Here is a 21,021-nt window from a genome sequence, read left to right on the forward strand (position 1 = left end):
CGGCGTCGCGGAAGAAGGGAGCCGGCCGGATGCCTCACGCGGCGAGACGTACGGTCACGCTGCGCGACGTGGCGGCGGCCGCCGGGGTCTCGGTGGCGACCGCGTCACGGGTGCTGGGCGGCAGCTCGCGCGCCGTCGCCCCCGAGTACGAGCGGCGCGTCCTGGCCGCGGCGGAGGCCCTGCGCTACACCGCGGACGCGGCGGCGCGCGCCATGCGGCGGGGGAGCGAGGCCATCACGCTCGTCACCGACGACCTGACCACCCCCGCCATGGGCGTCGTCGTGTCCGCGATGGAGCGCCAGGCCAGGATGACCGGCGTGTTCGTGACCGTCTCCGCCACCCACGGCGCCCTGGAGCGGCAGCTCGAAACGGTGCGCCTGCTGCGCGCGCTGCGGCCGCGCGCGCTCGTGCTGACCTCTTCCCGGTTCCGCGAGAACGCGCTCGGCGACCGCCTGACGGACGAGTTGCGCGCGTACGAGCGGGCGGGCGGACGGGTGGTGATCGTCGGCGTGACGGACCGGGCGTTCGACTCGATCGCCTTCGACGACCACGGCGCGGGCCGGGCGCTGGGCGCCCACCTGGCCATGACCGGCCACCGGCGGGTGGCGATCCTGGCCGGCCCCGAGGACCGGGCGAACTTCGCAGCCCGGGTCGCGGGCTGCGCCGAGGGCCTGCGCCGGGGCGGGGTGCCCGCCCGCCAGGTGCGCGTCGTGCCCTGCGAGGCCGGCAGGGACGGCGGGTACGCGGCGGTCCGGCGGCTGATCAGGAGCGGGCCGCCGGATGCGGTCGCGGCGGTCAGCGACGTCCTCGCGATCGGCGCCCTGGCGGCCCTTCGCGAGGCCGGGGTGCCCGTCCCCGCCGAGGTGTCGGTGGCGGGCATCGACGACATCCAGCTCGCGGAGGACGTGACGCCGAGGCTGACGACGGTCGCGCTCCCGCTGGCCCACGTCGGCGCCGAAGCCATCCGCCTGGCGCTTCGGGAGACCCCCGAACCCGAACACCTGACGGTCCAGGGCACCCTCGTCATCCGCGGAACCACCCGCCCCTGACCGGCGGGAACCGTTCCCGCCGAGGCTTCCACCCGCCCCGAGGCGGGCGTCGCCGTCCGGCGGTAACCCCATCCGCGGAACCACCCCCCCTGACCCGCGGGAACCGTTCCCGCCGAGGCTTCCACCCGCCCCTAGGCGGGCGTCGCGGTCCGGCTGAAAGCCCCTTGACGGTGAAGTCCGGGAAAAGGCAGACTGCGGAATGCGTTTTCCCGGCGCGCGCCCCCCCACGCCCCCCGAAGGGTCACATGTCTCAACGCAGCTACCGGTCCGCGATCGTCGGCACCGGCGGGATCGCCACCGCCCACGCACAGGCCGTCGCCGGCTCCGGCGGGCGGGCGCGCCTCGTCGCGGCCGTCGACGTCGACCTCGGCAGGGCCGAGACCTTCGCCGCCACCTGGCAGGTTCCCCGCACCTTCACGACTCTGACCGAGCTGCTCCGCGAAGAGCCGGTCGACCTGGTCCACCTCTGCACCCCGCCCCTCCTGCACGCCCCGCTCGCGCTCGAATGCCTCGAAGCGGGCGTCACGGTGCTCGTCGAGAAGCCGCCCACCCTCTCCCTGGCCGAGCTCGACACGCTCGCCGAGGCCGAGAGCCGCTCGACGGCCCACATGGCGACCGTCTTCCAGCACCGCTTCGGCCCCGGCGCGGCCCGGCTGCGCCGCATGCTGGCCGGCGGCGAACTGGGCCGCCCGCTGGTCGCCACCTGCCTGACCCAGTGGTACCGCGGCGACGCCTACTTCGAGGTCCCCTGGCGCGGCACCTGGGCCTCGGAAGGCGGCGGTCCCACCATGGGCCACGGCATCCACCAGTTCGACCTGCTGTTCTCCGTGCTCGGCCCATGGCGCGAGGTCAGCGGCCTGGCCGTCCGCCAGGCGCGCGACACCGAGACCGAGGACGTGTCGATGGCCATGGTCACGTTCGAGAGCGGCGCGGTCGCCTCGGTGGTCAACTCGGTGCTGTCGCCGCGCGAGACGTCCGTGCTCCGCTTCGACTTCGAGCGCGCCACCGTCGAGCTGGAGCACCTGTACGGCTACACCGACGCCGACTGGAGCGTCACCCCCGCCCCCGGCTGCGAGGACGTGGCCAAGCGCTGGTCGGCCGAGGGCCGCAGCGCCGATTCCAGCGGCCACCACGGCCAGCTCGCGGCGGTGCTCGACGCGCTCGACCGGGACGAGGCGCCGCCGGTCACGCTGGCGGACGCCCGCGTGACGATGGAGTTCGTGGCCGCCCTGTACGCCTCCGCCTTCACCGGCGAGCGGATCACGCGCGGGCAGATCGGCCCCGGCAGCCCGTTCGCCCGGCGCATGGACGGCACCGGCGCCCCCTGGGAAGGAACGGACAGGTGACCACCCTCCAGGCCGTCCACACGCTGGGCCGATCCGTCGCCGTCACGGCCGGGGACGTCGAGCTGTTCGCCTACGTCTACCGTCCCGACACGCCCGTCCTGGAGTCGCCCAAGCCCTACCTGCACCCGGTGCGCACCCTGGGCGGCGACGTGGTGTCGCTCTACCGGCCGCACGACCACGTCTGGCACAAGGGCATCGCCTGGTCGCTGCCGCACGTGGGCGAGCACAACTTCTGGGGCGGGCCCACGTACGAACGCGGGCGCGGCTACGTACAGCTCGACAACAACGGCAGCGCCGTGCACCGCGAGATGACCGCGCTCGGCGCGGACGGCGGGCGCGCCGGTCTGGCGCACCGGCTCGACTGGATCTCCCAGGCGGGGCGGCCGGTGATCGAGGAGCGGCGCTCGCTCACGGCCACCGTGCTGGACGAGACGACCTGGGCGCTGGTCTTCGGCACGGCCATGACGAACGTGTCAGGCGGGCCGCTCGACTTCGGCTCCCCGACCACCAAGGGACGCGAGAACGCCGGTTACGGCGGGCTGTTCTGGCGCGGCCCGCGCTCGTTCACCGGCGGGATCATCCAGTCGCCGTCCGGGGCGGGCGGTGACGAGCTGCGGGGGACGCGGGCCGAGTGGTTCGGCTTCCGCGGGCGTCACGACGAGACCGGCGGCTGGTCCACGATCGTCATGGTGGACGACGCGGCCAACCCTCAGCACCCGCCGCGGTGGTTCGCCCGCAGCGAGATGTTCGCCTGCCTGTGCCCGGCGCCGTTCTTCGGCGAGGAACTGCGGGTCGAGCACGGCCGCACGCTCGGCTTCCGGTACGCGGTCGTGATCGCCGACGGAGACCGGGGCGACGAGGGCAGCGCGCTGCTGGCCGAGCGGGGCCGCGCGGTGCTGGCCGATGTGTCAGCCGACGTGCCGGCCGACGTGCGGGCCGACGTGCGGGCCGACGTGTCCGCCGCCTTGGCGCCGCCGGGCGGGGTCGTCGCATGACGGCGTTCCCCGGCGGCACTTCCGTCTCCCGGCTGGCGGTCTACACCGGCGCGTGCGCCGACGGGCTCGAAGGCGGCACCCCGCACCTGCACACCGCCTCCACCGAGGCCTACGTCGTCACCGGCGGGCGCGGCGCGCTGCAGACGCTCGACATGAACGGCCTGCGCGAAACGGAGCTGACCGTGGGGACGACCGTGTGGTTCACGCCGGGGACCATCCACCGGGCCGTCAACCGGGGCGGCCTGGAGGTGGTCGTCGTCATGCAGAACGCCGGGCTGCCCGAGGCGGGCGACGCCGTCATGACGTTCCCGCCGGAGGTGGTGTCCGACCGGGACGCCTACCAGGAGGCGGCCGGGCTGCCCCCTGGCGGGGAGGAAGCGGCCGTGGCGCGGCGGCGTGACCTCGCCGTCGAGGGGTTCCTCCGGCTGGCCGAGAGCGCCCGCGCCGGCGACTACGGGCCGCTGTTGCGCTTCTACGACAGCGCCGTCGCCCTGGTCCGGCCCAAGGTCGCGGGGTGGCGGCGCATCTGGGAGACCACGGTCGCCGCGGGGACCCGCGACACCGCCGAGGTGCTCGACGCCCTCGGCCGCGGCGACGGCATCCACCTGCGGCACGCCATGCTCCTGGAGGCGCCGCCGCAGGAACGCTGGGGCATGTGCGGCCACCTGCGCGCCCACGACGTCACCCGCCCCATCGTCCACGCCCCCGTCCATCCCTCCACGCACCCACCCGTCAAGCCCTCCGCGCATTCACCCGTCTCTCAACCCACGCACTCACCCGCCGATCCGCCCGCTCACGCGCCCGTCTCTGAACCCGCGCATCCACCCGTCTCTGAACCTGCGCACCCACCCGTCAAGCCCTCCGCGCACTCACCCGTCTCTCAACCCGCGCACTCACCCGTCGATTCACCCGCGCACCCACCCGTCGATCCACCCGCGCACGCGCCCGTCCATCCGCCCGTGCGCCCGGCGTCCGGCCGTGATGCCTGACGGGGCCGAGGGCACGGGCGCGGTGACCCTGCATGACGTGGCGCGGGAGGCGGGGGTTTCCGTCGCCACCGCGTCCCGCGCGCTCAACGGCAGCGCGCGCAACGTCCGCACCGAGAACGCCTCCCGGGTCCGGGCCGCCGCGGCCAAGCTCAACTACCGGCCGCACCTGTCGGCGCAGGCCATCGCCAGGGGCCAGACCAGGACCGCGGCCCTGGTCGTGGGCGACGTGGCCGACCCGTACTTCTCCGCCATCGCCGCCGGCGTCACCGAGGCCGCGGAGGCGGCCGGGCTGATCGTCACCATGGCGGTGGCCGGCCGTTCCCCCGAACGCGAGCTGGAGATCATCCGCACGCTGCGCGGCCAGCGCCCCCGCCTGATCGCCGTCGCCGGCAGCCGCATCGACGGCGCCGCGACCAGGGCCGCGCTCTCCGGCGAGCTGGAGGCGTACCGGTCCGCCGGGGGCCGCGTCGTCATGATCAGCCAGCGCGACCTGCCGTTCGACACGGTGACCATCGACAACGCGGGCGGCGCGTACCAGCTCGCCCGCGCGCTGGCGGCGGCCGGCTACCGGCGGTTCGCGCTGTTCCGCGCGCCCGCCACCGTGCGCACCTCGCGTGACCGGTGCGCCGGCTTCCTGGCGGGACTGCGCGAGCTGGGCCTGGCCGTCGAGGACCGGTTCGTGGTCGAGACCGAGTTCACCCGCGCCGGCGGCTACGAGGCCGCGCGCCGCCTCGCCGAGCGCGGCCTGGACGGGCTGGAGGTGGTCTTCGCCGTCACCGACGTGATGGCGATCGGCGCCATGTCCGCCTTCCGTGACGCCGGCCTCGTCCCCGGCAGGGACATCGGCGTCGCGGGTTTCGACGACATCGACTCCGCCGTGGACGTGACGCCCGCGCTCACCACCGTGGCCGTGCCGCTGCGCGAGGTGGGGCTCACCGCGATGCGGGTCGCCCTGTCGGACGACCCGGGGCCGGTGAGCGTGCAGACCTCGACGACGGTGCTGCTCCGCGAGAGCACCCCGGTACGCTCCCGGACCCGCTGACGTCTCCGGCCGTGCTGCAAGAAAAGGGGTACGGTGCCCTGACGGTGGCAGAAAGGCAGACATGCGGAAATTTGTGATCATGGGGGTGCAGGGGAGCGGCAAGGGGACGCAGGCGGCGATGCTCTGCGACGATCTCGACCTCGTGCACATCAACGTGGGCAACATCTTCCGCTGGCACGTCAAGAACCACACCAAGATCGGCGCCCAGGTCCGCCGCCTCGTCGCGGCCGGTGAGCTGGTCGGCGACGACCTGGTGGAGGACGTCGTGCGCGAGCGGCTCCAGCAGCACGACTGGAACTTCGGCTTCGTCGTCGACGGCTTCCCGCGCAACCGGCGGCAGACCGAGTTCTTCCTGGAGAGCTACGACATCGACGGCGTCATCCTGCTCGACCTGCCGGACGACGAGGTGCGCCGCCGGGTGCTGGCCCGCCGCCTGTGCTCGCGCTGCGGCATGGACTACAACCTCATCGCGCACCGCCCCGAGACCGAGGGCCGGTGCGACGTGTGCGGCGGCGAGCTGGTCACCCGAGCCGACGACACGCCGGAGGCCCTGGCCAGGCGGCTGCGCGACTACCACGGCAAGACCGACCCGGTGATCGACCTGTTCCGCCGCAAGGAGTACGTGGTGGTGGTCGACGCGCGCGACGACCAGGCGACGGTCCAGCAGACGATCAGGGACCGCCTCGGGCTGCCCGCCTACCGCGCCGGTTCGAGGACCTGAGCCGGGAACGGTCATCAGGTGGCCGCGCCGGGCGCGCTCTCGTGCCCCGGGAGGCCGCGGGTGCGGCGGCGGGCCTTCATCTCGGCTTCGTAGACGTGCGTGCGCCCGCCCACCAGCCGGTCGCGGGCCTCCGCCTCCAGCCGCTGGAACGTCGCGTAGTAGCCGGCGTCGTACTCCTCGACGACCTGGAACGTCCACCGGCCTTCCAGCACGTTCAGCCCGATCAGCTCCCGTTCGATGCGCCCGGCCAGCTCGCCGTGCCCGGCGCCGCGCAGCAGCTCGGCCACCTCGTCGAGGGCATTGTCGGCGCCGCCGGTGAGCTGGTGGAAGGCGTAGAGGTGGCCACGCGCCCGGTGGATCTTCTCCAGGGCCTCGCTGAACAGGCCGAGTGCCTCGACGACCTCGTCGGTCACGCCCGGCGGCCGCCGGTGCGCGGGGTCGGGGTCTCCGCTGACGTGCTGATCTGCCATGGTTTGGCGCTACCCGCTAGAGGCCCGCCAGCACGTCCGGCCGGTTGGTGATGATGCCGTCCACCCGGTACGAGACGAGCCGCCGCATGATCTCCGGATCGTCCACCGTCCAGGTGAAGACCTGCATGCCGAGCTCCTGGACCGCCTCCACGTAGCCGGGGGTGAGGTCCCGGTACGGTGGGTTGACCTGGCCGGCGAACTCGGCGAGCCCCGCCAGCTCGTCTGCCGTGGGCGTGCCGAGCAGGCCGACCGGCACGTCCGGCATCAGCCGGTGGAAGGTCCGCATCGAGTCCCAGTCGAACGACTCCACCACCACCGGGCCCGGCCACGAGCGGCGCAGCTCCAGCACCGTGCGGCGCTCGATGCCGGGATAGAGCTCCGGGGCCTTGATCTCCAGCAGCAGGCCGAGGCCGGTGCGGTTCATCGCCTTCAGCGCCTGCCGGAGGGTCGGCACCCGCGTGCCCGCGAACGAGGGACCGAACCACGAGCCGGCGTCCAGCCGGCGGATCTCGGCGAGGGTGAAGTCGCCCACCCGCCACGGCGACCGGTCGGGGAACACGGACTCCACGTCGGTGGTGCGGGTGAGCGTGGTGTCGTGCATGAGGATCAGCGCGCGGTCCTTGGTCTCCTGCACGTCGAGCTCGAACATGTCGGCGCCCTGCCGGGCGGCCAGCTTGAGAGCGCCGATCGTGTTCTCGGGAGCGTAGGCGGAGGCCCCGCGGTGGGCGACGTTGGAGACCCCGGCGGGCGGCGCGGCACCGGCCGGGACGGTGAACGGGCTGGTGACCAGGCTGGTGACCATGGCCAGGGCCACCAGGACGGTCATGAGGACGGTGCGTGTGCTTCGGGACATGGGTCTCCTCGATAGCGGGGAGTCGCCTACGCACCGAACCTGACGTGCCGTCATGACGAAGTGTTGACGCGGAAGTGGACGTCCGATGGACCTTGCGGATCAGCTCTCCGTCAGGAGCGGCCGCACCACGTACCTCATCGTGGCCCAGACCACGTACAGCAGCGGCGCGAGCGCCAGCAGCAGGCCGAGCACCGGCTTGAGCAGCACCACCGCGACCGCGAGCGCGAGCACCGCGAGCGTCGGCGCCGTCAGGTACCAGCGGCGCGCCACCAGGTACAGGCACGGCCGGACCAGCTCGCGCACCCGGCGCGGCGACTCCGCCACCACCACCAGCACCGCCACCGTCACGGCCACGACCAGCGCGGCCCCGGTGGCGAAGAACGGCACCAGGGCCACACCCCACGAGGTGCCGGCGACCACCACCGCGTCGAGCGCGAGCACGCTCACCGCGACCGTGCCCGCCAGCCACGCGGCCAGCGCGCGCGTCGCGGCCCGCCGGTAGCCGGACCAGAAGGCGCGCAGCACCGCCGTCGAGCCGTCGTCCAGCAGGGCGAAGCACCGGAACGCGCCCGCCAGCGCCGGCGCGCACACCGCCGACAGCACCGCGAAGAACGGCCACGACAGCAGCGGGTCGCGCACCAGCGCCAGCGCGGCCAGCAGCGGCGCGCACGACAGCGCCAGCAGCACGTTCGTCATCAGCCCGACGTAGACGGTGCCGAAGACCTTCTCGTACGTCTCCTGCCGAGCCGGACGCAGCAGGCTGGTCCGATCAAGGCGCGCCGCGCTCATCCTTTCAACCCGCTCGTCGCGATGCCCTGGATGAAGTAGCGCTGCCCGAACAGGAAGATGACCATGACCGGCAGCACCGACAGCACCGCGCCCGTCATGATCATGGCGTAGTCGGCCTGGTACTGCCCGACGAAGGAGCGCAGGCCGAGCTGCACGGTCCACAGCTCGTTGCTCGTCAGGTAGATGAACGGCCCCATGTAGTCGTTCCAGGTGCTGACGAACGTGAGCAGGGCCAGGCTCGCCAGCGCCGGCTTGGAGAGCGGCAGGATGATCCGCCGGTAGATGCCGTACTCGCTGAGCCCGTCGATCCGCGCGGCCTGGCACAGCTCGTCCGGGATCGACATGTAGTACTGCCGCATCAGGAAGACGCCGAACGCGCCGAACGCCTGCAGCAGGATGATCGACAGGTGCGTGTTGATCAGGTCGGCCCGCTGCATCATGATGTACTGCGGCACCATGTAGGCCTGCCACGGCACCGCGATCGTGGCGATGTAGGCCAGGAAGAGCCCGTCCCGGCCGGGGAAGCTCACCTTGGAGAAGCCGTAGGCGGCGAAGCTGCCGGTCAGCACCTGAAGGAACGTGATGACGACCGACAGGTAGAGCGAGTTGCCCAGGTAGGTCGCCATCGGGATCTGCTCCCAGATCTCCACGTAGTTCGACCAGCGGAACTCCCGCGGGATCCACTCGATGGGGATGGTGAAGACCTCGTTGTTCCGCTTCAGCGACGAGGTGACCATCCACCCGAGCGGCAGCAGCACCAGCAGCGTCACCGCGACGAGCGACACGTACGCCAGCGTCCTGCGGAAGATCCTGGGCCCGCGCGGCGGCGGGCCGGCCTGGCTCGCGCCGGGGCCGGCGGCCGGGGGAGCCTCGCGCAGCGTGGTCATCAGGAGCTCCTCCGTTCGTTGATGCGGAACTGGACGACGGTCACGGTGAACACCAGGAGGAACAGCACCAGCGCGATCGCCGACGAGTAGCCGAACTCGCCCTCCCTGATGCCCTCACGGAAGATGAGCTGGGCCAGCACCAGCGTGCTGCGGCCCGGCCCGCCGTCGGTCATGACCACGATCAGGTCGAGCACCTTGAAGCTCTGGATGGTCAGCATGACCAGCACGAAGAACGTGGTCGGCCGCAGCGACGGGAGCGTGATGCGCCAGAACCGCTGCCAGGCGTTGGCCCCGTCGACCATGGCGGCCTCGTAGTACTCCTTGGGGATCGTCTGCAGACCGGCCAGATAGAGCACCATGTAGTAGCCCATGTCCCGCCACACGCTGGTGGCGATGACCGCGGGCATCGCCCAGTCGGTGCTCGCGACCCAGCGCGGCGGGTCCTGGACGCCGATCGCCTCCAGGAACAGGTTGACCGGCCCCGCCGTGGGGTTGAACAGCATGTTCCAGACCACGGCCACCGCGACCAGCGAGGTGACGTACGGGAAGAACGCCGCGGTGCGGAAGAACTCGACGCCGCGCAGCCTGCGGTTCAGCGCCATGGCCAGCCCGAGGGCGGCGGCGAGGGTCAGCGGGATGTGGCCGGCCGAGTAGTAGATGGTGTTGCGGAGCGCCACGTGGAAGTTCTCGTCGTTCCACAGCCGCGCGAAGTTCTCCAGCCCCACCCATTCTGGGTCGTTGGCGGAGTCCCATTCCATGAACGCCAGCGCGAACGCGGCGAGCACCGGGACGAGCGTGAACAGGGCGAAACCCAGGAAGTTCGGCAGGATGAAGCTCCACCCGATCAGGGTGTCGCGCCAGGCCCGCCGACGGCGGGGCGCCTGCGATCCGCCCGGCGCCGGGTGCGTCATTACGTGCGCCATGGTGTCCCTCTATGGCTCCTTTCGCGAAGACTCCTTCGCGAACCTGATGCGGGAGCGGCGGGCGCCCCCCTGCGCCCGCCACGGCGTCCCTTAGTTGAGGACTTCGCTCTTGACGCGGTCGTTCATCGACTTGATCCCCTCGGCCACCGACTTGTCGCCGACCATGATCAGCTGGTGCTCCTCGTTGAGGATGGTGTCGACGTCGGAGGTCTTGTCGCTCACCGGCATCTCCAGCACGACCTTGTCCGGCTCGAACGCCTTCTTCGACAGGTCGTCGGCCGGCATGCCCTTGAGGCCGAAGTACGCCTCGGTGATCGCCGGGTCCTGCAGCGCGGGCACCACGCCCACCTTGGTGATCGCCTCCGCGCCGGCCTTGCTCGCGGCGAACTGGACGAACTTCCTGGCCAGGTCGGCGTTCTCGCTCCGCTTGTTCACCGCGAACGCCGTCGGCGACCCGAACGTGGTGACGTCGGTGGCGCCCGGCCGCTGCGGCATCGGGGCCAGCGCCCAGTCGACCTGGCTCTCGCCCTTCTCCTTGGCCTCGAGGATGCCGGAGATGTACCAGGTGCCCATGGGCATCATGGCCGTCGCGGCGGTCTCGAACATGGTCCGGTAGTCGGCCTGCTGGGCCGTCGCGGTGCCGAAGTCCAGCGCGTTGCCGCCCTTCTGCAGCGACAGCGCCATGTTGTACTGGTCGGCGAAGAAGTTGTAGTCGCCGCTGAGCTGGTCGCCGCCGGTCTGGGCCGCCGAGATCGCCTGGATCACCGACCGCCAGGTGTGGTGGTAGGTGCCGTAGACCTTCTGGTTGCCGTCGCCCTGGCTGAGCTGCTGGGCGTACTTGGCGTAGTCGTCCCAGGTGATGGGGCCGTCGAGCTTGATGTTCGCCTTGTCGAACATGGCCTTGTTGTAGTAGAGCAGCCAGAAGTCCTGGCGGTACGGCAGCGCGAAGTAGCTGTCGTTGACGTTGAACGCGTCCAGGCCGGCGAGCTTGGAGGTGTCGGTCGACTTGACCATGTCCGTGATGTCGAGGAGCTGCCCGCGGGCGGAGTAGCGCGAGTAGTCCGTCACGTTCTTCATGGTGATCACATCGGTCTTGTCGCCACCGGCCAGCATCGTGGTGACCTTCTCGGGATAGTCGTCCGCGAGAATGTCGGCCGGCTTCACCGTGACCCCGGGGTTCGCCTTCTCGAAGGCGTCGAACAGGGCGGTGAACTCCGGCGTCTTGGCGAGGTTCCACACGGTGATCGTGAGGGTGGTGCTCCCGCCGCCTTCGGCGGTCTCACCGGAGCCGCCGCCACCGCACGCGGCGACCGCGAGGGCGAGCGCGGCGGCCACTCCCGCGGTCTTCACAAGATGGCGGCGCACTCTGGCCTTGGGGGGGTTCGAAGGGATCATTGATCCGGTCTCCTTCCATGAAGCCGGGCTCAGGCGCTCACGCTGATCTCGTCGGCTGTGACCGGCGCCCGTGGCGGCAGGCCGGACAGGTAGCGTTCGAGCTCGTCGAGGGCGCTCTCACTCATCCGCCGGGTCTCTGATCCCAGAGATCCGGCGACGTGGGGGGTGATCATGACGTTGTGCAGGTCGTACAACGGCGAGTCGGCAGGCAGCGGCTCCGGGTCGGTGACGTCGAGGATCGCGTCGAGCCGCCCCGTCACGCACTCGCTCTCCAGAGCGGCGGTGTCGAGCACGGACCCACGCGCCGTGTTGATGACGGTCGCGCCGTCCCTCAGCAGGGCGAGCTCCGCCGCCCCGATCAGGTGACGCGTTTCGGGCAGCGCGGGCACGTGCAGGGTGAGCACGTCGCACCGCCGCAGCAGGTCGGGCAGCTCGACCAGCCTGCCGCCGGCCGCGCGCACCTCGGCCGGGTCGGCGTACGGGTCGGCCACCAGGATGTCGACCTCCAGGCCGCGCAGCCTTTCGGTGACCCTGCGGCCCACCCGCGAGAAGCCGACGACGCCGATCGTGCGCCCGCGGTTGGACAGCTCGCCGCGCCCGGCCGCGTAGGACCAGTCGTCGCGATGTTTGCGCGCGTCGTGGGCCAGGAACGGGGCCTTCTTGCCCGCGAAGATGATCGCGGCGAGGGTGAACTCGGCGACCGGTATCGCGTTCTCGTCGGCGGCGTTGGTCACGAGTATCCCGCGCCGCCATACCTCGTCGGTGACGAAGGAGCGTACCGTGCCCGCGCAGTGGAAGATCGCCCGGAGCTCCGGCGCACCGGCCAGCAGCTCCTTCGTCAGCGGCGGGCAGCCCCACGAGGTGACGAGCACCTCGACCTCGCGCAGCCTGCGCCGTACGAGCGGGTCGTCGAAGTTCATGGTCGAGATAGGATCGGTGAGTTCGACGAGTTCGTGCAACCGTCGTAACTGCGGCTCCTGAAACTGCACCCCGAAGTGCGCAGGATCCATGACCAGCAGGGCCTGTGGTCGACGACGGTCTCTCACCCGGGTCCTTTCGGCAGCAAGCGCTTACCAGTGTCGCTGATCATGTCCGATCATTTCAATCACGTCAAGATCTCTTTAGGGCGCTATACGATCGTTATCGATCGTCAAGGTCAGGCTTGGCGGCGCATTTCGGCGTGAAGGCTGATCGAAGTGAGCGCTTTTGATCAGTGTTTGCTTGACGTGTTCGCTCGGTGATGCCAGCATCGCCTGAACTCATCGCTGACTGGGGAGGCCCGATGCGCTGGCTGCGGGAGCTGGACGACCGGAAACTCTCGCCCCACACCGGCTGGACCCGCGACCACTGGGCGGCGCTGGCCGACCACCTCCTGCTGTCGGCGCGGCGCCACGCGTCCCCCTCGCACGCGCGGATCTCCTTCCCCGGCGAGCCGGGCGGCTACGGCCCCGACGTGGACGGGCTGGAAGGGTTCGCGCGCACGTTCCTGGCCGCCGGGTTCCGGGTGGCCGGCGAGGGCGGCCGCGACCCGCACGGCCACCTGGAGTGGTACGCGCGCGGCCTGGCCGCCGGCACCGACCCGGGCTCCCCCGAGCGGTGGGTGCGGCTGGACGAGCACGACCAGGCCAAGGTCGAGGCCGCCTCCATCGCGCTGGTGCTCCACCTGACCAGGCCGTGGCTGTGGGACCGGCTCGACGACGGCGTCCGGGAGCGGGTGGTCGCCTATCTGGCCCCGGCGATCGGGTCCTGGTATCCGCCGATCAACTGGGTGTGGTTCCAGATCGTGGTCGAGCAGTTCCTCGCCTCGGTCGGCGGGCCGTGCTCTCCCGCCGACATCGAGGCCGGGCTCGCGCTCACCGACGGGTTCGCCCGCGAGCAGGGCTGGTACGCCGACGGCGACAAGCGCGCCTACGACCACTACGTCGGCTGGGCGCTGCACTTCTACCCGCTGCTGTGGACCGAGATGGCCGCCGGCGACCCGGCCGCCGACACCCGCCGCCCCGCCTACCTGTCCAGGCTGGAGCGCTTCCTGCGCGACGCCGTCCACCTCGTCGGCGCCGACGGGTCGCCGCTCATCCAGGGCCGCAGCCTCACCTACCGGTTCGCCGCCGCCGCCCCGTTCTGGGCGGGCGCCAGGGCCGGGGTCGGGTCGCCCGGCCTGCTGCGCCGCGCCGCCTCCGGCATCGTCCGCCACTTCGCCGAGCGCGGCGCCCCCGATGACGACGGCCTGCTGACGCTCGGCTGGCACGGCCCGTGGCGGCCGATCGCGCAGTCCTACTCCGGCACCGGCTCGCCCTACTGGGCCGCCAAAGGCCTGTACGGCCTGGCGCTGCCCGCCGACCACCCCGTGTGGACCGCCGTCGAGGAGCCGCTGCCGGTGGAGGAGGGCGACTTCCAGCTCGCGATCCGGTCACCCGGCTGGCTGGTCTCCGGCACCCGCGCCGACGGCGTCGTCCGCGTCGTCAACCACGGCACCGACCACGCGCTGCCCGGCGACCAGCTGTCCGACTCCCCGCTCTACGCCCGCCTGGGTTACTCCACCGCCACCTCGCCCGTCCTGGCCGGCCCGCACGCCGCCGACCCGCTCGACCAGTCGGTCACCCTCCTCGACCCGTCGGGCCGGCCCAGCCACCGCACCGGCTTCGACGCCCTCCTCGCCGACCGCCTCCCCACCGGCACCGCGCTCGGCGCCTCCCGCTGGCGGGCCCACTGGGTCGAGCCCGGCCTGGACGCCCCCGACCACGGCTCGGGCCGCGCCGGCGCCGTCACCCCCGGCCCGACGCTCACGGTCGTGTCCGCGCTGCGCGGCCCCTGGGAGGTCCGGCTCGTCCAGGTGGCCGCCCCATGCACGTCTCCTTTGCGGATCGGCGGCTGGCCGGTCTCGTCGGCCTCCGACTCCCTGATCGTCCCCGGCCCCGGCCTCGACCTGGCGGACGTCACCCGCGCCGAGGACGCCACCCCGCTGTCCCCGGAGACCTTCATCCCCTGGTGCGGCACCACCGCCGCCGCCGAGCCCGGCCGCTGGTACGTCGCCGGCGTCCACCTGGGCCCGGCCGCCTCTCCGGCCCCCGAGATCGGCTGGACCGGCACCACCGCCCGCATCACCTGGCCGGACGGCGTCACCGACACCCTCGACCTTCCCGCCCTCCTCCGCTGACGGGACGGCGGTCAGGCGGAGGAGGAGCGCACGATCAGCCGGGGCTCGACGACCACGCGGTGTGCAGGGCGGTGCGGGTCCCGGTCGGCCAGGCGGGCCGCCAGCAGCGCGAACGCCGCACGCCCGATGGCCGCCTTCGGCGGACGCACCGCCGACAGCGGCGGGTCGCACAGCTCGGCCACCTCGTCGTCGTACGTGACCACCCCCAGGTCGCCGGGCACCCGCAGGCCGCGTTCCTGGCAGCGCTCGACCAGGCCGATCGCCTCCGGATCCGGATGGACGAGCAGCGCCGTGGTGCCCGTGGCGAGGCAGGCGTCGAGGATCTGGTCCAGGGCCGCCGTCCAGCCGGGGTCCCGCCGGTCGACCACGGTCAGGTCGGGGGCGCCCTCCAGGCCGAGCTCCTCGCTCGCCTGCCGCCACCCGCGCCGCACGTGCGGCGCGGTCGGGCTCTGCTCGGTGGTGATGACGCCGATCCGGCGGTGCCCGAGCGCGGCCAGGTGGCGCACGGCCATCGCGGCCCCGAGCGCGTGGTCGCTGACGACGGACTCCATGGCCTCCTGGTAGGGACCGATGGTGGCGGCGCGTTCGACGAGGACGACCGGGACGGGCGCCTGCCGCAGCCACCGCACCAGCTCCTCGCCGTCGTCGCCGGTGGTCGTGGGCGCGACGAGCAGCCCGTCGACGCCCACGAACTCCACCAGCCACGACAGCTGCCGCCGCTCGTCGGCCGCCTGGTAGGAGGCGCCGCGCAGGACGATCCTGGCCCCGGCCGCCGCCGCGGCCTGCCGGACGCCGCGGATCACGTCGGGCCAGTAGTAGTCGAGCGACGGCACGACCATCCCGATCGTGAGCCGCCGCGCCTCGCCGCCGTTCTCCTCGAGGACGGGCTGCGGCGGCGCGGCCCCTTCCGGCTCGCCGACGAGCGCGCCGCCGTGCAGCACGGCCCCGCCGCGCACCCGCCGGATCACCCCCTGGGAGGCGAGCAGCGCGATGTCGCGGCGGATGGTGATGGCGGAGACGTCCAGCTCCTCGGCCAGGTCGGTGACGCGCACCACGCCGCGCTGCCGCAGCAGCTCGACCACCTGGGCGCGGCGCTCGTCCGGCAGCGGCGCCGGCGAACCGGTCCCGGTCATCCCCGCACCCCCACCCGCACCAGGACCGACCCTTCGGCGGTGCCGGGCAGGGCCAGCTCCAGCCGGGTCAGCCGGTCGCCCCACACAGAGGTGAGCATCGGGTCGTCCAGCTCGCGCACGGTCAGCGAACCGGCCGCCCGCCGCGGATCCCACGTGAGGACCGCGGCCCGTCCGCCGCCGGGCGGCCGCACCTCCACCTCCCCGGGCCCGTCCTGCCGCACCTCGCCGGCCAGCAGGAACCGCAGCGCGCTCGGCTCCCCGTCGCCGGTGAAGCGCCAGGCGTCCTCGATCGTCACCTCGCCGGACGACCGGTCGAGGAGCGCCGTCCGCCACCACCGCTCCAGCCCGCCGACCGGGTAGGCGGCCGCGAGGTCCAGCCGTACCCGGAAGAGGCCGGGCTCGTCGGCCACCTCGACGTCCCTGGCCCGGTAGGACGCGCCCGCCCGCTGCGGCGTGCCGCGGACCTCGGGCACGTTGTGCCAGTCACCGCGCATCGTCCAGATCGCGTAGCGGTCGGGCCCGAACGTCCGCGCCGTGTACGTGGGACGCCCCGCGTCGACCACGGCCGGCACCCCGTCGACGGCCACGATCACGGAGCCGACGTCGTTGTGGTTGTGGTTCTCCGCGTTGTGCCCGCCCTTGACCACGAGCGCGAGCCCCCGGTCGGTGCCGCCGGCCGCGCGCGCGACGCCCACCTGGGTGCCCGGCAGCCACGCGGAGGCGACCAGCGGCGGCCCGGCGGCCTCGGCCTCCAGCCACGCCGGGTCGCCCAGCGCGGTCATGACCCGCCCCAGCTCGGCGGCGGGGGAGACGGCGGCGGCGCGCTGGGCGGCCGCGTGACGGACCCCGTCGGGATCGCCGACCCGCCGCGCCCACCGGTGGAGCACGTCCCAGGGCTGGCCGGCGGGCGGCCGCGCGCGGGCGTCGGCGACGTTCACGTACCACCCGCCGCCCAGATGCATCAGGTACGGGAAGCGCACGGTCGCGCGGACCACCGGCGCCCCCGCCGCGTCGAGCACCCCCGAGGTGGCGTGCGCCAGCACGTCGAGCGCCTCCAGCGCGCGGCAGGCGCCGTTCCACCAGTATTCGTAGCCCTCGTCCACCGACCCGTCGGGAGGCAGCGCCGCCAGATAGCGGTCGACGCCCTCGACGGCCAGCGCGACCTGCAGCGCCCGCTCCTCGCCCGGCTCGGCCAGGCGCAGCGCGGCGACCAGCACGTTGCCGCAGATCCACGGGCACCAGTTGTGGACGTGACCGTCGAGTCCGAGCCAGTGCCAGTCGCGCCGCCGGGTGAACGGCTCCAGCACCCGCGCCCGCACCTCGGCGCGCACCCGCTCGCGCACGCCGGGGAAGCGCTCGTCCAGCCGCTCGCCGATCGCCTGGTCGGCCCAGGCGAGCTGGGCGGCAACGTCGCCGGCGCCGAGGTCGAGGCAGGGGGCGGCCGGGTCCGGCAGCACGGCGCCGCGCGGACGGCAGGACTCCTCGTGCGCCGGCCAGCACCACGAGCTCTGCTCGCACAGCAGCACGATCCCGTCGGCGGTCTCGGCCAGCCACCCGTCGTCGCCGGTGGCCGCCGCCATGAGGACGGCCCGGGTCAGCCGGTCCTGGCGGTCGAACACGTTGCGCTCGTAGACCGTGCGGTCGCCGTCCTGGAAGTAGCGCGCGTACTGGGAGGCGAGCGGCTGCGGCCACGGCGAACCGAGCTCGGCCTCCGCCCGCTCGCGCACCGGCTCCAGCGCCCGCCGCGCCGGCTCGCCCGCCAGGTCGGGGGCGGGCAGCGCGCGGCCGGGATCCAGCAGGACGCGGGCCAGCGCGCCCGGAGAGGCGGCCGCTCCCCAGAGGCTGAGCAGTGGGCCGGGACGGGCGGTCTCCGCGGCCCGGAGGGGCGGGCCGGTCGCCGTGTTCGTCATAGTCCCTCCTCGGGAGCCACCTCATAGTACCGATCGAACCTGATCGAAGATGATTCACCCGCGAACCTCCATGGAGCAAGTGATCGAACCCTTACACTCCTCTGGATCATGAAAAGAAAACTGTGGGCCGCCGTGGCGACGCTCGTCCTCGTAGCCGCGTGGGGCTGCTACGAGCTGGTCAACGCACGCACGTTCCAGCTCGCGGGGAAGCTGGTCGACCGGGTGGAGACGGCGGAGAAGGTCGTCGCGCTCACCTTCGACGACGGTCCCGACGAGCACACGCGGGAGATCATCGACGTGCTCGCGAAGGAGCGGGTGCGTGCCACGTTCTTCGTCGTCGGGTCGGAGCTGCGCGCGCGCCCCGGGCACGCGGCCGCGCTGGTGCGGGCCGGCCACCAGCTCGGCAACCACACGTTCACGCACCGCAGGATGGTGTTCGTGTCCGGCTCGACCGTGGCCGAAGAGGTGGAGCCGACCGACGCGCTCATCCGCGCCGCCGGGCAGCGCGGCGACATCCCGTTCCGGCCGCCCACCGGCAAGAAGCTGCTCGCGCTCCCTCTCTACCTGGCCGAACGGGAGCGGGTCACGGTGATGTGGGACGTCGAGCCCGACTCGGGCCGCACCCCCACCGCGGAGCGGATCGTGGCCGAGGTCCGCGAGCAGGTGCGGCCGGGCTCGATCGTGCTGCTCCATCCCTGGTACGAGAGCGGCGCCCGGACCCGGCAGGCCATCGGCGGCGTCGTCTCGGGGCTGCGGGCCGACGGGTACCGGTTCGTGACCGTGGCCGAACTGCTCCGCCAGGAGTGAAAGCCGGAACCGAGGGGAAGAGGGGAGCCTTCGCGGACGGGAGGCCGGATGGGGACGAGCGCCGAGCGGCGGGTGGAACAGGTGGCCAGGGAGGCTCTCGGGCTGGACGAGCTGCGGCCCGGCCAGCCCGAGGCGATGGCGGCGCTGGCGGAGGGCCGCGACACGCTCGTGGTCATGCCGACGGGAGGCGGCAAGTCGGCCGTCTACCAGGTCCCCGCGCTGCTGCTGGACGGGCCGACGCTGGTGGTGTCGCCGCTGATCGCGCTCCAGCGCGACCAGGTGGAGGCGCTGCGCGAGCGTGACGAGCAGGCGGTCAGGCTGGACGCCGGCACCTCGAAGGGCGAGCGGGAGTCGTCGTTCGAGTCGCTGCGCGCGGGCGAGACCGAGTTCCTGTTCTGCGCGCCCGAGCAGCTCGCCAGGCCGGACGTGGTGCGCGAGCTGGCCGCGGCGAAGCCGTCCCTGCTGGTGGTGGACGAGGCCCACTGCGTCTCGGCCTGGGGCCACGACTTCCGGCCCGACTACCTGCGGCTGGGCGCCGTCGCCGACGCTCTCGGCCGGCCGGTCGTGGCCGCGCTGACCGCGACGGCCGCGCCCCCGGTGCGGGCCGAGATCGTCGAACGGCTCCGCATGCGCGACCCGCTGGAGGTGGTGTGCGGCTTCGACCGGCCCAATATCCACCTGGAGGTACGGAGGACGTCCGGCGACGACGAGGACGTGGCCGAGGCCGTCGAGGCGCTGGCCAAGCCCGGACTCGTCTACACCGCCACCCGCAAGCGGGCCGCCGAGCTGGCCGGACGGCTGGGCGAGCGGGGCGTGCGGGCGGCCGCCTACCACGCCGGGATGCGGCGGGCCGACCGCGACGCCGTCCAGGAGGCGTTCATGGCCGGGGAGCTCGACGTGGTGGTGGCCACCAACGCGTTCGGCATGGGCATCGACAAGCCGGACGTCCGGTTCGTGGTGCACGCCCAGGTGCCCGGCTCGCTCGACTCGTACTACCAGGAGATCGGCAGGGCGGGCAGGGACGGCGAGCCCGCCGCGGCGGTGCTGTTCTACCGGGCGGAGGATCTGGGGATGCAGCGGTTCTTCACCGGCGGGCTGCCGGACGAGGACGCGCTGGCCGCGGTCGCCCGCGCCCTCGGCGAGGAGGGCGGGCGGACCGACCGCAAGCACCTGCGCGAACGGCTCGGCATCACCGCCCGCCGCGTCACGTCGCTGCTGAACCTGCTGGAGAAGGCGGGCGCGGTCCGGCTCGGCACCCGCTCCGTCGCCGCCGCCGAGGACGCGCCCGCCCCGGAGGAGGCGGCACGGGCCGCCCGCGAGGTCGCCGAGCGGCACCGGGAGGTGGAGCGCACCCGGCTGGAGATGATGCGCCGCTACGCCGAGACCCGCGACTGCCGCCGCGGCTTCCTGCTCGGCTACTTCGGCGAGCGGCTGCCCGGCCCGTGCGGCGCCTGCGACACCTGCCTGGCCGGCACCGCGTCCCACCCGGAGCCGGCCGGCGACGTCCGGTTCCCGATGCACGCCCGCGTCGAGCACGTCGAGTGGGGGCCGGGCGAGGTCATCCGCCGTGAGGAGGACCGGCTGACCGTGCTGTTCCACGAGGGCGGCTACCGCGAGCTGCTGCTGTCGGCCGTCACGGAGGAGGGCCTGCTGCGCGAGGCCGGGTGACCGGGCATCCCGCCCGGTCGTGCACCATGGAGACGTGACCGTAGCAGAAGGCACCGCGCTCGGCCGGCTGGCCGGGCTGGTGGAGTGCGGCGGGGTGGTGGTGCTCAGCGGGGCGGGCCTGTCCACCGAGTCGGGCATCCCCGACTACCGCGGCCCGACCGGCCGGTCCCGCAACGCTCAGCCGATGACCTACCAGCGCTTCGTCGGCAGTGAGCAGGCGCGCCGCCGCTACTGGGCGCGCAGCCACGTCGGCTGGCGGCAGATCGGCGCCGCACTCCCCAACGCCGGGCACCGGGCGGTCGCCGCGCTGGAGCGGCGTGGCCTCCTGACCGGCATCGTCACCCAGAACGTCGACGGGCTCCACCAGGCGGCCGGGGCGCGGCAGGTGATCGAGCTGCACGGAGGCCTGGACCGGGTGGTCTGCCTGTCCTGCCGCGAGCGCACCCCTCGGGCGGAGCTCGACCTGCGGCTGCGCGCCGCCAACCCCGGCTGGGCGGCCGACGCGGGGCAGATCAACCCCGACGGCGACGCGGTGCTCACCGACGAACAGGTCGAGGGCTTCCGGCTGGTCGGCTGCCGCTCGTGCGACGGCGTGCTCAAGCCCGACGTGGTGTTCTTCGGCGAGAACGTGCCGCGCCCGCGCGTCGAGCGGTGCTTCGAGCTCGTCGGGTCGGCGCGGGCGCTGCTCGTGCTCGGCTCGTCGCTGGCCATCCGCTCCGGCCTGCGCTTCGTGGACCGGGCCGCCGCGCTCGGCCTGCCCATCGTGATCGTCAACCAGGGGGCCACGGGCGGCGACCACCACGCCACCCTCACCGTCGACGCCCCGCTCGGCGCCACCCTCACCGCTCTCACCGCGACCACTACGCCGCTGCGGGCACAATAGGGTC

19 protein-coding genes are annotated in these 21,021 nt (G+C 73.2%); 10 read left to right on the plus strand and 9 right to left on the minus strand.

Features of this window, described 5'->3' with window-relative positions:
• The first annotated feature begins 29 nt into the window (after nt 1-29).
• From AB0K05_RS11220 to AB0K05_RS11245, 6 genes are all read left to right on the plus strand, one after another.
• Nucleotides 30-1,049 (plus strand): LacI family DNA-binding transcriptional regulator, encoded by a 1,020-nt coding sequence (locus AB0K05_RS11220; protein ID WP_364228522.1) that lies wholly within the window; start codon nt 30-32, stop codon nt 1,047-1,049.
• A gap of 245 nt (nt 1,050-1,294) precedes the next feature.
• Nucleotides 1,295-2,395 carry a Gfo/Idh/MocA family oxidoreductase gene (locus tag AB0K05_RS11225; protein WP_364228524.1) on the plus strand — a complete coding sequence of 367 codons (1,101 nt, stop codon included), beginning with the start codon at nt 1,295-1,297 and terminating at the stop codon, nt 2,393-2,395.
• Nucleotides 2,392-3,390 (plus strand): PmoA family protein, encoded by a 999-nt coding sequence (locus AB0K05_RS11230; protein ID WP_364228526.1) that lies wholly within the window; start codon nt 2,392-2,394, stop codon nt 3,388-3,390. Before AB0K05_RS11225 ends, AB0K05_RS11230 begins: the two co-directional genes overlap by 4 nt.
• Nucleotides 3,387-4,379 (plus strand): cupin domain-containing protein, encoded by a 993-nt coding sequence (locus tag AB0K05_RS11235; protein WP_364228528.1) that lies wholly within the window; start codon nt 3,387-3,389, stop codon nt 4,377-4,379. Before AB0K05_RS11230 ends, AB0K05_RS11235 begins: the two co-directional genes overlap by 4 nt.
• Nucleotides 4,372-5,421: a LacI family DNA-binding transcriptional regulator gene (locus AB0K05_RS11240; protein WP_364228819.1), complete on the plus strand. Its 1,050-nt coding sequence runs from the start codon at nt 4,372-4,374 to the stop codon at nt 5,419-5,421. The genes AB0K05_RS11235 and AB0K05_RS11240 overlap by 8 nt, the downstream gene beginning before the upstream one ends.
• A 61-nt stretch (nt 5,422-5,482) precedes the next feature.
• Nucleotides 5,483-6,142 (plus strand): nucleoside monophosphate kinase, encoded by a 660-nt coding sequence (locus AB0K05_RS11245; RefSeq protein ID WP_148033305.1) that lies wholly within the window; start codon nt 5,483-5,485, stop codon nt 6,140-6,142.
• Between the two features lie 14 nt (nt 6,143-6,156).
• Here AB0K05_RS11245 and AB0K05_RS11250 read toward each other — a convergent pair whose 3' ends face one another.
• The 7 genes from AB0K05_RS11250 to AB0K05_RS11280 form a co-directional block, all read right to left on the minus strand.
• On the minus strand, nt 6,157-6,612 hold the full coding sequence (locus AB0K05_RS11250; protein WP_148033304.1) for a hypothetical protein: 456 nt from the start codon (nt 6,610-6,612) through the stop codon (nt 6,157-6,159).
• Between the two features lie 16 nt (nt 6,613-6,628).
• Entirely contained in the window at nt 6,629-7,465 is an 837-nt protein-coding gene (locus AB0K05_RS11255; RefSeq protein ID WP_219548531.1) for a glycerophosphodiester phosphodiesterase family protein, read from the minus strand.
• Between the two features lie 99 nt (nt 7,466-7,564).
• Nucleotides 7,565-8,254, minus strand: a complete 690-nt coding sequence (locus tag AB0K05_RS11260) for a hypothetical protein (protein ID WP_364228531.1) — start codon at nt 8,252-8,254, stop codon at nt 7,565-7,567.
• Entirely contained in the window at nt 8,251-9,141 is an 891-nt protein-coding gene (locus tag AB0K05_RS11265) for a carbohydrate ABC transporter permease (protein WP_148033301.1), read from the minus strand. Before AB0K05_RS11265 ends, AB0K05_RS11260 begins: the two co-directional genes overlap by 4 nt.
• A complete protein-coding gene (locus AB0K05_RS11270; RefSeq protein ID WP_271276947.1) occupies nt 9,141-10,064 on the minus strand; it encodes a sugar ABC transporter permease in 924 nt (307 codons plus the stop codon). The genes AB0K05_RS11265 and AB0K05_RS11270 overlap by 1 nt, the downstream gene beginning before the upstream one ends.
• 90 nt (nt 10,065-10,154) lie before the next feature.
• A complete protein-coding gene (locus tag AB0K05_RS11275) occupies nt 10,155-11,459 on the minus strand; it encodes a sugar ABC transporter substrate-binding protein (RefSeq protein ID WP_364228534.1) in 1,305 nt (434 codons plus the stop codon).
• A 29-nt stretch (nt 11,460-11,488) separates the two neighbouring features.
• Nucleotides 11,489-12,379 (minus strand): hydroxyacid dehydrogenase, encoded by an 891-nt coding sequence (locus AB0K05_RS11280; RefSeq protein ID WP_246640779.1) that lies wholly within the window; start codon nt 12,377-12,379, stop codon nt 11,489-11,491.
• A gap of 362 nt (nt 12,380-12,741) precedes the next feature.
• On the opposite strand from AB0K05_RS11280, the gene AB0K05_RS11285 reads away from it, so the two are divergent.
• The gene (locus AB0K05_RS11285; RefSeq protein ID WP_364228536.1) at nt 12,742-14,616 is read left to right on the plus strand and encodes a DUF2264 domain-containing protein; all 1,875 of its coding nucleotides are present in this window, start codon (nt 12,742-12,744) and stop codon (nt 14,614-14,616) included.
• An 11-nt stretch (nt 14,617-14,627) separates the two neighbouring features.
• Here the strand turns inward: AB0K05_RS11285 and AB0K05_RS11290 are convergent, their stop codons facing one another.
• Both AB0K05_RS11290 and AB0K05_RS11295 read right to left on the minus strand, forming a co-directional pair.
• Nucleotides 14,628-15,749 carry a substrate-binding domain-containing protein gene (locus AB0K05_RS11290; protein WP_364228538.1) on the minus strand — a complete coding sequence of 374 codons (1,122 nt, stop codon included), beginning with the start codon at nt 15,747-15,749 and terminating at the stop codon, nt 14,628-14,630.
• Nucleotides 15,746-17,659 (minus strand): heparinase II/III family protein, encoded by a 1,914-nt coding sequence (locus AB0K05_RS11295; protein ID WP_364228540.1) that lies wholly within the window; start codon nt 17,657-17,659, stop codon nt 15,746-15,748. Before AB0K05_RS11295 ends, AB0K05_RS11290 begins: the two co-directional genes overlap by 4 nt.
• 108 nt (nt 17,660-17,767) lie before the next feature.
• Here AB0K05_RS11295 and AB0K05_RS11300 point away from each other — a divergent pair, with 108 nt between their 5' ends.
• From AB0K05_RS11300 to AB0K05_RS11310, 3 genes are read left to right on the plus strand one after another with little or no spacing between them, the layout of a single operon-like run.
• Complete coding sequence (locus AB0K05_RS11300; RefSeq protein ID WP_364228542.1) at nt 17,768-18,466, plus strand: polysaccharide deacetylase family protein; 699 nt, start codon at nt 17,768-17,770, stop codon at nt 18,464-18,466.
• A 48-nt stretch (nt 18,467-18,514) separates the two neighbouring features.
• Nucleotides 18,515-20,134, plus strand: coding sequence for a RecQ family ATP-dependent DNA helicase (locus AB0K05_RS11305; protein WP_364228544.1), 1,620 nt, complete (start codon nt 18,515-18,517; stop codon nt 20,132-20,134).
• Nucleotides 20,135-20,168: 34 nt separating this feature from the next.
• Nucleotides 20,169-21,017, plus strand: coding sequence for an NAD-dependent protein deacetylase (locus AB0K05_RS11310; RefSeq protein WP_364228546.1), 849 nt, complete (start codon nt 20,169-20,171; stop codon nt 21,015-21,017).
• Nucleotides 21,018-21,021: the final 4 nt, after the last annotated feature.

The sequence above is a fragment of the Nonomuraea sp. NPDC049486 genome (assembly GCF_040676925.1).
Lineage (GTDB): Bacteria > Actinomycetota > Actinomycetes > Streptosporangiales > Streptosporangiaceae > Nonomuraea > Nonomuraea ferruginea.